This window comes from Paraburkholderia dilworthii, assembly GCF_000472525.1.
GTDB classification, from domain to species: Bacteria; Pseudomonadota; Gammaproteobacteria; order Burkholderiales; family Burkholderiaceae; genus Paraburkholderia; species Paraburkholderia dilworthii.
Genome location: NZ_AWZT01000006.1, coordinates 36,425 through 50,449, shown reverse-complemented (window position 1 = coordinate 50,449; position 14,025 = coordinate 36,425). Strand labels below are relative to the sequence as shown.

Here is a 14,025-nt window from a genome sequence, read left to right as displayed (position 1 = left end):
GACGCTGCGTTTCATCAATCGTGTGGTTTGAGAGCTCACTTCTCATGAATATCGTTTTGTTCATCAGCGCGATGCAGGACGGCGGTGCCGAAAGTGTTGCCGCGACTCTGGTCAATGCATGGGTCGAGCGGGGCGACTCGGTGACGCTCGTCGCCACCTATTCGGGGCGCAGCGTCTGCAATTACCCCGTCTCGCCGAGCGTGAACTTCGTGTATCTGGCCGACCTCGTGACGCGGCGAGGCCGAGCGCCCCTCGCTTATATCGAACGCATGCGTGCGTTGCGCGCGCTCATGCGCGAGAGCAAGGCCGACGTAATCGTATCGTTTCTGACGAATGTGAATGTCGCGACGATTCTCGCATCACGAGGTCTCGGCATTCCAGTCATCGTAAGCGAGCACACCAATCCGCTTGCAGATCGCCGTTCATTGTTATGGAGACTGCTGTGCCGTTTTGTCTATCCGAAGGCAAACCTTCTGACGCTGCTGACAGATGACGTCGTCGCGCCATTTAGACGATTCGTGCCGGGAATGAAGGACATTGCGGTGATGCCTAATCCACTGCCCGATGGGCTGTTCGTGCAGCAACGGCAAGAGGCGGCAACCCGTAAGCGAGTCATTTCGCTGGGGCGGTTGAACAGGACAAAGCAGTTCGATTTGCTGATTCGCGCCTTTTCACTGCTCGCGGACGAGTGCCCCGACTGGGATCTGTGGATTTGGGGAGAAGGACCCGAGCGCGCCGCTCTCGAGGCTCAGGTCGAGCAACTGCACATGAAAGAAAGAATCTTCCTGCCAGGCCGGACGCTAAGCCCGTGGAGCGAACTGGCCAAGGGGCACGTCTTTGCAATGTCGTCGAGTCATGAGGGCTTGCCGATGGCGCTGATGGAAAGCATGGCAATTGGGTTGCCGGTTGTGTCCTTCGACTGTCCCAGCGGACCGAGGCAGTTGACCCGGAACGGCGAGGATGGGCTGCTTATCCCGCCGGGCGACGCGAAATCTATGGCTGCTGCGTTACGCCGACTGATCTCGGACGATTTGCTGCGCGCCGAGTTAGGCAGGAAGGCAGCTATTTCGGTGCGGCAACGCTATTCGCTGACGGCGGTATTGCAGATCTGGGACGAGATGTTCGAGCGGGTAGGCGCGCGTGCGAAGCGCCTGCAATCGCCGCATTGAATGTGACAGGTGATTCATCGTTGCGGCCGTGACCTGCCGTATCCACACAAAGCTCAGAAATCAAGGAGCGGACATGAACGGACGTAAAGTGGTTCTTTTTGCCAATACCGACTGGTATCTCTACAACTTCCGGCTCTCGTTGGCGGAGAAGCTTCGGCAGGACGGCTACGATGTGGTGTTGCTGTCGCCACCGGGAGAATTCGGCCCTAGGCTGCAAGCACTCGGATTTAGCTGGCACGCGGTGCCGATGAATCGTCGCAGTCTCAACCCGTTGCGCGAGGTCGGCGTGCTCGCGTGGCTCGTGCGCTTTCTTCAGCGTGAAAAGCCCGACGTCGTCCACGGTTTCACGATCAAGTGTGCGGTGTACGGATCGCTGGCAAGCAAGCTTGCGGGAGTGCCAGCGCGGATCAATGCTGTGGCCGGCATGGGCTATGTATTCACGAGCCGCGATCTGAAAGCCCGGGTGCTGCGACCTATCGTGCGCCAGTTGATGCGCTCCGCTCTGAATGGCCGCCGCGATGCGCTGATACTGCAGAATCCCGACGACGTCGCGATTTTCAAACGCGCGCGAATCGTGGATGACCGCTCAATACGGCTCATTAAAGGATCGGGCGTGAACTGTTCGCGCTTCTCCGCCCGGCAAGAGACAGATGACGAAACGCGGGCGCCGTTGCGCGTCGTGCTGGCTGCTCGCCTGTTGTGGGACAAGGGCATTGCCGAGTACGTCGAAGCTGCCCGGGCACTGGCAAGCGAAAACCGCTCGGTGAAGTTCCTTCTTGCCGGCTCTCCGGACGATGGCAATCCGGCTTCCGTCTCCCGCGAACTCATCGAAGGCTGGGCCAACGAGGGACTTCTCACGTGGCTGGGGCATGTCAGCGATATGCCGAAGCTGCTGTCCGATGTGGACGTCGTCGTGTTACCGAGTTACCGCGAAGGCTTGCCTAAGACGCTGATCGAGGCGGCCGCGTGCGCGTTGCCGCTGATCACGACCGACGCCCCGGGCTGCCGCGAAGTCGTCAGTTGTAGTGGAGAGGATGGTCTGCGCGTGCCGGTGCGCGACAGCGCCGCACTGGCCGATGCGATTCGTCTTCTCGACGACGATAGAAAGCTTTGCCGGAAGTTGGGCCTTGCGGCGCGAGCGAAGGCTTTGAGTGAATTCGACGAAACGATTGTGATCAGCAAGACCCTGCGGGTCTACGACGAATTGCTGGACAGCGTGCCTTACCGGGTCGGCATGGCGAGCGAGCGCGAGCGGCAAATCTGAGCCCCGCTGGCTGCCGGCGATTCCTTTAGTCCCGAAGGAATTCGTCAGAGAACAGATACGAGCCGCGAGGCGAGCGTCATGCCGACGCAAAAAGAGAATTAACGGAGATTAAGTGGCGATGACGGTTCCGAAGTTCATATTGCGCTTCGATGACGTAACCCCGCAAATGGCGTGGTCGCGGTTCAATCCTTTTGACGAACTTTCCCTCGATCTGGACTTGCCACTGCTCGTGGGCGTGGTTCCAAACTGCCTGGATCCGACGCTCGTCGTCGAGCCTGCTCACGAAGCGTTCTGGGACACGGTTCGCGGCTGGGCCGGGCGTGGTTGGTGCATCGCGCAGCACGGATACACTCACCAGTACGTCACGCCGGATGCCGGCATCCTCCGTCTTGCGAGCCGGTCGGAACTGGCCGGCCTTTCATACGAGGAACAGTTCTTCAAGCTGCAGGCGGGAAAGCAGATCCTGCTGGACCAAGGCGTATGGCAGCCGGTATTCATGGCACCGTCTCATTCGTTCGACGCCGTCACACTGCGGGCACTTGCCGATCTCGACTTCAAATACTTGACGGACGGATGCGGAGTTTATCCATACGCGATGGGCAGGCTCACTGCCGTACCTCAGCTATTTGCATCCGCGCTGCATTTCGGTTTCGGCGTGTATTCCATCTGCCTGCACGTCAATACGCTAAGCGAGACCGATATCGAAAGGATCATCGGATTCGTAAGGAAGAATCGCTCACGGTTCATTTCATTCGAAGAAGCCGCGAGCGTGAAATCAGCGCTACCAGGCGTCGCGACGGCGATGCGCTTTTTAACTTCCACCCCGCTGCGGGCCATGCGGCGTTTAAGGGGCCTCAAATCTCATGGGAGTGCACTGTGCGAAGTAGCCGGAGAGCGGTGATTGCGTTTGTCGCCGGCAGCGTGGTGGGTGCAGTCGGCAGACCCCTCGTTGCGTGGGCAGGCGTTGTGGATAATCAGCGTACCGCGACCGAGGAGGTCGTCGACAAAGCGTTCGGTGTCAGGGGCGACGGCAAGACGAACGATCGCGCCGCGCTTCAGAAGGCAATCGATAGTTCGGTCGGCAAGACACTCGTCATTACTGGCCCATGCAGGATAGATTCAAGCGGACTGCACATGCGAAGCAATAGCCGCGTCCGCTTTGCGCCCGGAGCCTCAATCAAGCTGCTCCCGCATGACAGTCACACCTATGAAGTCATCCGTATCTGGGATGTGCGGCACGTCGTCCTGCAAAATCCTCGCGTTGATGGCAGTAAAGAGTTGAACGCCGTGAGCGGCGGCGAGTGGGGAATGGGCATATCGATCGCAGGAAGCACCGACGTGACAATACTTTCTCCGACCACCACGAATTGTTGGGGAGACGGTATTTACATCGCGAACAGCTTCGGCAATGGTCTGCCGTATTCAAGCGACGTCCGCGTAATGAACCACTATGCCTCCGGTTGTCGCCGACAAGGTGTTTCAATTATCAGCGGCAAGAATGTTCTGTTCGAGCGTCCCGTATGGGAAAACATAGCCGGCACGCTACCTTCTGCTGGACTGGACATCGAGCCGAATGAGAACACCGACGTGGTGGAAAACATCCGGATCATCAATCCGACGACGCGAAACTGCCAGTTCGGAATCCTCGTGTGGCTACAGGCACTGCCGGGCAAGCGGGAGAAGTACGTCAGCGTCGTGATCAGCGGACACAAGGATGAAGAAAGCAGAGAAGCGGCCTTTAGCGTATCCGGATTGAAGACGAAAGGCAGTGTCGTCACTGGCTATATCACGAGCAATTCGCCTACGTGGATTCGTCCACACAGAGACGCCTTTGTCAGTACCGACTATGATCGTGCGGGCCCGAAGATCGACATTTCGAATCCCACGATCATACGGTAGCAGCACCGAACAGCGTGACGCTCAATGCGTCACGCCTTTCCCACGAAGCAATGCCGTGTACATCTCCCGATACTTTTGCCAGCAAACGGTAATAGAAAACTGTTCGACAATCCGTTCGCGCGCCCGCTCACCTAGTTTCTTGCGCTGCTCCAGACTTAACGTCGCCATCTCTTCCAGCGCTTTCGACAAACTGACGGGGTCGCGCGGCGGAACAACCAGACCGGTGTCGCCGACGAGTTGGCCGGTATCGCCAACATCCGTCACCACGCAGGGGACGCTGCAGGCCATCGCTTCGCCGACAACCGTCGGCAAGCCTTCCGTTCGCGACGACAGGCACAGCATGTCGAACGCCGGCATGATTCGTTGCAAGTCGTTTCGGGCGCCCAACAGGTGACATGCGCCGCTCAGGCCGAGCTGATCGATCGTGCGCCCGAGTACCTTATTGTCGGCATCGACGTCTTTCCCGACCATGACGAAATGGCAGACCGGTACGCGCTTACGAAGCATCGCGGCCGCGTGCAGAAAGTTATCGTAGTCCTTGGCGGGGTTTGAGCGTCCTACGATTCCAATCAAGATGGAGTGTGGCGGCAAGCCAAGCGAGCTGAGCAGCATACTCCTTGCATTCGCATCGGGCACGAACTTGCGAACATCGAACCCGTTATGTACCACCCGCATCTTTGTGCGCTCATAGCCGTAGTCGACGTGAGTCTTGAGTGACGCGTTGGCACAGCAAACCACCGAATCCGGCAACCGGTTGGAGGTCATCGCGCCGATTCGTGCGAGCACATTCAGGAGGCGCCCGACTTGCGCGGTGGGCACTTCGGTTCGATGGATGCCCCAGACGAGCGCGAACCGATGGTTATTTCCCTTGAGCCGGGACAGTTGTCGGGCCAGCAGCGCGGCGACACCTCCGACAACGTCTGCGTGATACATCCATGTCTGAACGACATCGGGCCTCGCATCGACGATCCACCTGGCCAGTCGGATCAGGAGTAGCGGATTGGGGACGCCGCGCCGCATTCCCAGGAATCTCACTTCCGCACCGGCTGCGCGAAGACGGTCAGCCATCGTATCCATCGAGGACAAGGAAATGACGACGTGCGTGCCGCCGGCATTGCGCGACTCCGAAACGAGGTTCAACAGCAACGTTTCGGCGCCACCCACACCGAGTCCCGAAATAATGTGGACAATTTTCATTTGCTTCGCACAGTCTGTCATCCGGTGAAATGAACCGTTCGTGCGGGTGACGCTCGATTCCAGAAAAGAACTGAGCGAATCGCGAACGGCCGCTTTTTTGCTTTGCCTTTCTCAATGATCGGTTTCCCGTCGCGGGCAAGACTATTGAAAGACTAAGTGATTGCTCAGTCGCTTTACCGTTCGACATCCAACATAAACAGGAGCAGTTTGCCGGCTCATTCCAAAGAAAATCTGTTTCGGTATACGAATCGACCATTCGAGAATTCGAGTCGAAGCACGACTTATGTGCCGTTCCGCTCGTAGCTTCAAAAAGAAACCTGATAGCGTGCAGGACATAAGGTTCATGTGTGTTCGGGGGCCATCGAGCGGACAGATTGCACCGCCGGTGAAAGCCGCATCAGATCAACGCTTCTCTTTCAGCTTACGTCGCACTGGCAAGCTGGGGGCAAGAGAGACACGGAAGTGGCAGAACAACTCAACTCGAAGTTTCAGGTGCATTCAATCGGCTACCGATGGTTGCGCCCTTCTACGCTCGGATTTCTGGTAGTCGCGGCGTTCATCGTCTGCAGGGTCGCTCTGGGCGACCGCGGCAGGTTGCTCGATCAGGACAACTACGTCGCGTACTTCAGGGAAGCAGATCCTCTCTGGATTGCTCATCTCTGGTCTAGTAGCCAATCGTGGATACTTTTCATCGCGAAGGCGGTCACGGATGAGCTCGGCTGGCGGCTCTGGGTGCTGGGCGTCGATACACTGGGCGTCTCACCGGACAACGCGGTGCGACTGACAGTTGTTACGCTCAACGTGCTGATGGTGCTTGCTCTCAGCCGGACTCGCCGGCCGCTACTCGCACTGCTTCTATGGGCGCTTATTCCGACCGGCCTCGCGACGGTCGGGTTGTTCCAGATTCGTCAGGGATTTGCGTTGTCGATTGCGATGTATTTCGCCATGTGCCGGCAGCAGCCCATTCGAGGCGCGCTTCTCGCCAGCATTGTTCACACGACGTTTGCTTATCCCGCGTTGTTTCTGATTCTTGCTCACCTTCTCATTAAGCGAAGCAAGCTGCTTGCGATCGTGGGCGTGATAGGTGCGGCGCTCGCCATGTCGCTGGCCTCAGCGTGGCTTTTCAATACGTTCGGTGGCCGACGTCTCGAAGAATACAGCCAGAACGACGAGTTTACTTTCAACTTCCTGATTTCGCTCACGCTGTATCTAATCGTGCCGACGCTCATACTCGTTCTTCGTCGAAAGAACATCGAGGAAACGATGCGCGAACTAGTCGTCCATAAGATCGCGATGATGCACATTGGGCTTCTTATGTTCCTCATTATCTCCTTCTTTGTATATCCGTTCGGGACCCAACGAATTGTTTACTACGGACCGCTGCTACTGGCTTTTATGCTGCCGGAAGTCCGCCTCAAGAACTCGCTGGTGTTATGGATCGTCGCCTTCGTCATGGCGATCCTGGCCTATGACGTGATCAAGAACTACCTGCTTGGCACCTATAGCTACTTTTTATGAGCAGGCTTCTGCCCGCTCCTGGGGTTCGTCGTTTCCGTACGTCTAAACAATCGTCATTTGATATACACAGCTATCCATCCGTCGATAACCTGATTTGGTCCGATTTGCGGCGCGCGCCAGACTTACGCCTATTTGTCCGCTCATAAAATGATGGCGTCCGGTTTGTGTTGGCAATGCCACAGAGGAAAGACCCGGAAAGGGAGACGGTGTGCATTACTAAACTTGTCCTAGAGATCATTCAAGCGACAAGAAATAAAAATTCCTCCGTTGAATTTGGAGACTGAGATGTTGAATCTTGCGCTTGGCTTTGTTGTGTCGTTCCTGGTTATATTCTTCATCGTGCGAAGTTCGGGGCTGCATGGAATGCTTACTATGGACCACGACTTGCGGGGCATTCAGAAGAACCACGCTTACGCAGTGCCACGAATCGGTGGAGTTGGAATTGCATGCGCCGCCACCATCATTCCGGTCATACAACCGCTGTGGGCGACTAACCCCGGGACGGGCCAGCTGCTGCTTCTTTTGTGCGCGGTGCCGGCGTTCGCAGCCGGCGTGATCGAGGACATGACCAAGCGCGTGAGCCCGCGAGTGCGCATGCTGTGCTCGCTCGCTTCGGCGCTCGCGGCTTGCCTTCTGATGCATGCGACGCTTACGCGGGTGGATTTGCCCCTCGTCGATCAGTTGCTGCGCATCGTGCCCGTCGGCATTGGCTTCACAATGCTCGGCGTCGCCGGACTGACGAATGCGGTCAACATCATCGACGGCTTCAACGGGCTCGCGTCGGTCGTGACGCTGCTGATCTTCGCCTCGATCGGCTACGTCGCGCACAGCGTCAATGACTGGCTCATTATGAGCATGGCACTAATGATGATGGGAGCGATCGGCGGCTTCGTACTCTGGAACTTTCCGGTGCCCTCCGTATTCCTCGGAGACGGTGGAGCTTATTTCATCGGTTTCATCATGGCGGAGCTGCTCATACTCCTAGTCATGCGAAACCCGAGCGTGTCCGCGTGGTATGCGATGGCCGTCGCTATTTATCCGATCTTCGAGACGCTCTTTTCCATCTATCGCCGCCGGGTAGTGCGCGGAAGACCGGCAGGCGCCCCCGACGGACTTCATCTGCATACGCTCGTGTATCGGCGAGTCGTGCGAAAGGGTGTGGGCGCAGGCTCCCTGCGGCAACGCGCGCTGCGTAACTCATATACCTCGGTCTATCTGTGGGTGCTTAGCCTCGTCGGCATCGCTCCGGCTACGTTCTTCTGGGACACGCCTATCGCGCTTGCAGGCGCAACCGTCGCATTCGTCATGGTCTACTTGCATCTGTATGTGGCGATCGTGCGCATGAGGACGCCTCGCTGGCTGATGATCACAGGGCACGCACCGGTGGTCGCGCCGCGTGGAGCGGAAGAGCCGCGCCACTGATGGACAGATGAGTATTCCGCAGGTGCCGCCCCGGTTCCTCCTGGCGGCGCATTGCGTGATCGACAGATCGGGGTCGTATTGTTGATCAGTGTGTGACGACGTACGTTGCCGAAGTCAAAGCCGATGCACCATTTCCACTGAAAAGCACCACGAAAGTGTCCGCGCCACGGCGAGGATTCGAGGAAGGGTGCAACGCGGACTTAACGCCACACTGTGTCACGAGAACATAAATGAACCACGGATACGAAGTATCGCTCGTCAAGCGAGTGATCAACCAACTAGTGGCCGACATTGCCAACGGGGATTATGAGGGCGACATGCTGCCTCCGCAGGTCATTCTGTCGAAGAAGCATGGCGTGAGCCGCGCCATCATGCGCGAAGCGATCAGCATCCTGGTTTCGCGCCGGATGCTCGATGTCAGGCCCAAAACGGGTACTCGCATCACGCCTGCTAAAGACTGGCTAATCATCGATCACGAAGTTGCCGAATGGCGGCTTCGCGTGACTCCCGATCCCGAGTATCTGCAAGGTCTGATCGAGTTCCGCAGGCTGGTTGACCCACGGGCGGCTGGGCTTGCGGCTACTCGCGCGAACCGCCACCAGCGCATTGCGATCACTGTCATGTACCAGAACCTCCACCGCGCGGGCGGCGACGCCGTGGCGCAACAAGCCGCCGAAGATGCGTTGCAGGCGGCGATCGTCGATGCAAGCGGCGATGCGTTGCTCAGACAGATGGGCAGTGTCATCAGGATGGGCCTCAGGGCGATTCAGCCGATTTGCACGAGACAAGCGCTCGCTTGCGATGCGCGGCTCACCGAGTACGGGAAAGTGGTGCGTGCGATCGAAGCTGGTGATGCCGAAGGCGCCAAGGCAGCGATGATGCACCTCGTCAGCCGCAGCACGGACCCCGTTTCTATGGAAGCGGTATGAGCTGAATGACGCTCACTGTCGCGCGGAAGGCGGGATAGTTAACTTTGGATACCTACATGAAAACGTATGCGTGAAGCGACGGTTTGCTTGGCGCTACGCAGCATGCTTTATTAAGTCCACGCGATATTCCGGCATTGCCGGGTCGCGCAACGGACGGACTAGACGATCGGAGGATCATATGTGTGGCATCGTGGCGGGGACCGCGGAACGCAACGTCGTTCCAGTATTGCTCGAAGGCTTGCGGCGGCTCGAATACCGCGGCTACGACTCCTGCGGAGTGGCGGTGCTTCGGGACGGCGCACCGCACCGCGTGCGCAGTCTTACCCGCGTCGGCTCGCTGGACCTCGAGGTCCGCGAAGCCGGACTCGAAGGCGGGACGGGCATTGCCCACACGCGATGGGCAACTCATGGCGCGCCCGCAACGCAGAACGCCCATCCGATCTTTTCGAGGAACGAGGTCGCGATCGTTCACAACGGCATCATCGAGAACTTCGAGGCGCTGAAGCTCAGCCTGAGCCGCGCCGGCTATGAGTTCGCGAGCCAGACGGATACCGAGGTGATCGCCCATCTTATTCACAGTTATTACAAGGGCGATCTGGCGGAAGCGGTGCGGTGCGCCGTCAGCGAACTGCGCGGCGCCTATGCAATTGCGGTCTTCTGCAAGGCGGAACCGGAGCGAGTCGTGGGTGCGCGATATGGCTCACCCCTGGTGATCGGCGTGAGCGACAAGGAATCGTTTCTCGCGTCTGACCCGCTCGCGTTGTCCGACGTCACTGACCGGTTTGTCTTTCTGCAGGACGGCGATATCGCCGATCTTTCGCGCAATGGCATCCGGATCATGAGCCGGGACGGCAGCCCGGTCGTGCGCGAGGTACGGACCTTGCGTCATCCGCCGGCCGAGGCTGCGCTCGGACCGTATCGACACTTCATGCAGAAGGAAATCTTCGAGCAGCCGCTTGCGGTCTCGAGAACGTTTCCTCGGAACAGTACGTTCGACGCCACGCTTTTTGGTGCGACCGACCCTGACGCGTTCGCCGGGATCGACCGCATCTTGCTGCTGGGCTGCGGCACGAGTCACTATTCCGCGTTGACTGCAAAAACGTGGTTCGAATCGATCGCGAAGATTCCGACAGAGGTCGAGATATCCAGCGAATACCGATACCGCGAGACGATCGCGGGCAGCAACACGCTCGTGGTACCCGTTTCGCAATCCGGCGAGACCGCCGACACGCTCGGCGCGTTGATCCATGCGCAATCGCTGGGTCACGAAAATACGCTCGCGATCTGCAACGTGGCGACGAGCGCGATCGTGCGGCAATCCCGCTGGTCGTTCATCACTCAGGCTGGCGCGGAGATCGGTGTTGCATCGACCAAGGCCTTTACCACGCAGCTCGTGGCGCTGTTTGTTCTCGCGGTGACGCTCGGCCGTTCGCGCGGACATGTTGACGACCAGCGCGAAGCAGACTATCGCTCACAGCTCTCGGGCCTTGCCACTGCGTTGCAGGGCGTGCTTGCGCGTGAGCCGCAGATCATCGCGTGGGCGCACGAACTCGCGCGCACGGACAGCGCTATCTTTCTCGGCCGTGGATCGCACTATCCGATCGCCCTTGAAGGCGCGTTGAAGCTCAAAGAAATCTCTTACATTCACGCCGAGGGATATCCGGCTGGCGAGCTGAAACACGGACCGCTTGCGCTCGTAACCGACTCCATGCCGGTCGTCGTGACCGCGCCAAATGATGGTTTGCTGGAAAAGCTCAAGTCGAACATCCAGGAAGTTCGCGCGCGCCGGGGCCAGGTGTATGTCTTCGCCGATGCCGATGCGAATCTGTCAAATGACGAAGGGCTGCGTGTCATTCAGATGCCAGAGTACTACGGGGCGTTGTCGCCGATCCTGCACGTGTTGCCCCTGCAACTGCTCGCGTACCACACCGCGTGCACGCGAGGGACGGACGTCGACAAGCCGCGCAACCTTGCCAAATCGGTGACGGTGGAATGAGGCGCGCGGCACCGTGCATACGGACTCACGAAGACAATCAGCGATGAACAAAATAAGGGTTGGTGTTCTCGTCGACGACATTGCGTTGCCGGCGTGGGTGAATCACATGCTCGGGCTGATTGCCAACGAAGAGGGCATGGAGATCGCTCTCGTCGTCAAATATGCGTATGGACCGCGGCCGGCAAAGAAGATCGCTTCGCAGGCCGGTCCGTGGTTGCTGTCGCTCTGGATGGCGTTCGACAGGCGGCTCGTCAAGGTTAGGCATGACGCATTCAGGACCGAGCCGCTGGGGTTTGCGCTGCCCGACATCCCAACGTTGAATGTTGAGGTGCAGCGCAAGGAGTGCGGCGATCATTTCGATGCTGGCGATCTGAAAAAGATCGCTGCACATCGCATTACCGTGTTGCTGCGACTGGGCCCGCTGCGCCCGTGCGGCGAGATCTTCGATACTGCTTCCTGCGGTATCTGGTCGTATCGGCATGGCGATGAAGTCGTTGACCGCACCGGGCCCGTCGGCGCGTGGGACATTCTTCTCGACCGGGAAACAACCGCATCCGCCTTGCAGTTTCAGTTGGGCGCAGGCGAACGCGCGCGCACGCTGCAAAGATCGTGGTCCATGACATACCCTGTGTCGATCCACAGAAACCGCAGCCACTGTTACTGGAAGACACTATCGTTCGCGCCGCGAAAGTTGCGTGAGCTCAGGCAGATCGGCGAAGAAAACTTCAAGCTGAAGTACACGAGAACCGATGTACCTCCGGAGTTTTATACCGGAGAAAAAATCGCCGAGCCGACCAACGGAGCTTGCGGCAAGTTTATCGGCCAGCTATTGGCACGAACCGCCGCGAAAAAGCTGGGCGGGCTGCGTAAATTCGAACAGTGGATGCTGCTGTATCACTTCAGCGAAAAAGGTGAGTTGCCCGACCGCCTTTTCGAGTTCAAGCAACTGCTGCCTCCCAAAGACCGGTTCTGGGCAGACCCGTTTGTCGTCGAGCGAAACGGCGAGTATGCGGTGTTCATAGAAGAACTCGAATACTCGAAGAACAGGGGACATCTTTCGGTTATCCGTTTCGGCGCGAACGACCAGCCGATATTGCCGCCCGTGAAGATACTGGAGCGGCCTTATCACTTGTCTTACCCCTTCATGCTGGAGGAGAGCGGCGAGCTCTACATGATTCCGGAGACGAACGAGAGTAACGCCATCGAGCTTTATCGATGCACCAGATTTCCGGATAGATGGGAACACGTCATGAACCTGATGGACGGCGTCATGGCCGTCGATACGACGATCTGGCGTCATGGCGGCAAGTATTGGCTCTTTGCCTGCATGCGGGAAAACGAACATGCACCGCTGTCCGACGAACTGTTTCTATTCTGGTCGGATACGCTGCTGTCAAAAGACTGGCATCCACATCCCTGCAATCCGATCGTGTCGGATATCAGAGTTGCCCGTCCGGCAGGTAACATCTTCGAGTACGAGGGCGCATGGTATCGACCCGCGCAGGATTGCAGCGGCAAATACGGGCGTGCATTGTCGTTTCAGCGTATCGATACAATCGACGAAACGACCTACCGCGAGACACCGGCAAGCCGGATCGAAGCAAACTGGGACGCAAGCATAGATCGTGTCCACACGTTCAACCGGGCAGGGAGATTGAGCGTCATCGACGGGATGATAACGCGCGTTAAATAAGCGCGCGGCGCAGAGCCGGATGACTCCAGGTGCGAACGATCCACCGTGCCAGGCGGTGCAGGATTCCCCGCCTGAGGCTGCGGGTTAATGGCCGGCGTCTTTCTCTATCCAGTACTTACGGCATCGTCTTCTGTCCAGGCGGGCCGCCTACCTCGGGCAGTTCTGCCTGACCATGATCCGCATCGTGGCTGGCAATGGACGCCTGAGTTTGCGTCGACCCATAGCGCCACTCGGCCACCGTATAGTCCTTCTTGTGGGCCGCTGCTGTCAACCTCTCGTGTTCCTCACGCTCCCGTATTGCACCGTTGCGAACGAGAGAACACAGCAGCAGTACGACGATGACCCAGGCCGAAATAATCAGAATAGCGGTGGTTATTGTAGTCATGGCGAGCCTGTACATTGGAATCGATTAATGGGCGTGAACGACCGGAAGCGTTCAAACCAGGCAGCTCAACCTGGTGCCTCAAATTTACTGATTGCCATCCTGGTCTCCATCTTTTGGTGTATTTCGTTCCGATGGTGCGGCCAACGGCGTGGCTCTTCTGCGGCGCTGCGCACACAGCAGTCATACTGCATCGCAATGCGCGGACAATAAGGGTCTATTAACCTGCAAAAGATGCGGGTACGGCGAGCGCCGTGGCCGGCATTGTCCGCGGAGCAGATTTCTCTGCCGCTTTACGGACGCCGACATTGAGGTACAGTGCGGAACTCGAAGTCGCAGGAACCGGGTCGGGCGAGCGGGTTGTTGCTAACCACTTTATGGAGCGTTATAGGAGAAAGCAGGATTGAGCCAGCTAGTCCGGTGTCGCGCAAGACAGCGTTGCCAAACGCGGTTACCCGCCAGCGACAACCATTGCCGACGAATCCGCAGCCTGCGTCGAGGGCAGCCGAAAGTGTGGCAATTCAGGGTGACGTTTGATCAGATCGCCAACCGTCGA

At 58.2% G+C, this 14,025-nt stretch carries 11 protein-coding genes; 9 read left to right on the top strand and 2 right to left on the bottom strand.

Features of this window, described 5'->3' with window-relative positions; all coding sequences use genetic code 11:
* Positions 1-44: 44 nt before the first annotated feature.
* From F759_RS0107725 to F759_RS0107710, 4 genes are all read left to right on the top strand, one after another.
* A complete protein-coding gene (locus tag F759_RS0107725; protein WP_027799336.1) occupies positions 45-1,169 on the top strand; it encodes a glycosyltransferase family 4 protein in 1,125 nt (374 codons plus the stop codon).
* 73 nt (positions 1,170-1,242) lie between these two features.
* Entirely contained in the window at positions 1,243-2,433 is a 1,191-nt protein-coding gene (locus F759_RS0107720) for a glycosyltransferase family 4 protein (RefSeq protein WP_027799335.1), read from the top strand.
* Positions 2,434-2,551: 118 nt separating this feature from the next.
* Positions 2,552-3,334, top strand: a complete 783-nt coding sequence (locus F759_RS40695; RefSeq protein WP_084534220.1) for a DUF2334 domain-containing protein — start codon at positions 2,552-2,554, stop codon at positions 3,332-3,334.
* Positions 3,331-4,332, top strand: a complete 1,002-nt coding sequence (locus tag F759_RS0107710) for a right-handed parallel beta-helix repeat-containing protein (RefSeq protein ID WP_244438801.1) — start codon at positions 3,331-3,333, stop codon at positions 4,330-4,332. Before F759_RS40695 ends, F759_RS0107710 begins: the two co-directional genes overlap by 4 nt.
* A 21-nt stretch (positions 4,333-4,353) precedes the next feature.
* Here F759_RS0107710 and F759_RS0107705 read toward each other — a convergent pair whose 3' ends face one another.
* Positions 4,354-5,496 carry a glycosyltransferase gene (locus tag F759_RS0107705; protein WP_244438800.1) on the bottom strand — a complete coding sequence of 381 codons (1,143 nt, stop codon included), beginning with the start codon at positions 5,494-5,496 and terminating at the stop codon, positions 4,354-4,356.
* A gap of 495 nt (positions 5,497-5,991) precedes the next feature.
* Here F759_RS0107705 and F759_RS37425 point away from each other — a divergent pair, with 495 nt between their 5' ends.
* From F759_RS37425 to F759_RS40075, 5 genes are all read left to right on the top strand, one after another.
* Positions 5,992-7,047 carry an EpsG family protein gene (locus F759_RS37425; RefSeq protein ID WP_051377184.1) on the top strand — a complete coding sequence of 352 codons (1,056 nt, stop codon included), beginning with the start codon at positions 5,992-5,994 and terminating at the stop codon, positions 7,045-7,047.
* Positions 7,048-7,332: 285 nt separating this feature from the next.
* Complete coding sequence (locus F759_RS0107695) at positions 7,333-8,469, top strand: MraY family glycosyltransferase (protein ID WP_027799333.1); 1,137 nt, start codon at positions 7,333-7,335, stop codon at positions 8,467-8,469.
* A 230-nt stretch (positions 8,470-8,699) separates the two neighbouring features.
* A complete protein-coding gene (locus tag F759_RS0107690) occupies positions 8,700-9,398 on the top strand; it encodes a FadR/GntR family transcriptional regulator (RefSeq protein WP_027799332.1) in 699 nt (232 codons plus the stop codon).
* 178 nt (positions 9,399-9,576) lie between these two features.
* A complete protein-coding gene (gene glmS, locus F759_RS0107685; RefSeq protein WP_027799331.1) occupies positions 9,577-11,394 on the top strand; it encodes a glutamine--fructose-6-phosphate transaminase (isomerizing) in 1,818 nt (605 codons plus the stop codon).
* A gap of 43 nt (positions 11,395-11,437) precedes the next feature.
* Positions 11,438-13,087 (top strand): glucosamine inositolphosphorylceramide transferase family protein, encoded by a 1,650-nt coding sequence (locus tag F759_RS40075; protein ID WP_051377182.1) that lies wholly within the window; start codon positions 11,438-11,440, stop codon positions 13,085-13,087.
* Between the two features lie 115 nt (positions 13,088-13,202).
* On the opposite strand, the gene F759_RS0107675 is transcribed toward F759_RS40075, so the two are convergent.
* Positions 13,203-13,472, bottom strand: a complete 270-nt coding sequence (locus F759_RS0107675; RefSeq protein ID WP_152530605.1) for a hypothetical protein — start codon at positions 13,470-13,472, stop codon at positions 13,203-13,205.
* Positions 13,473-14,025: the final 553 nt, after the last annotated feature.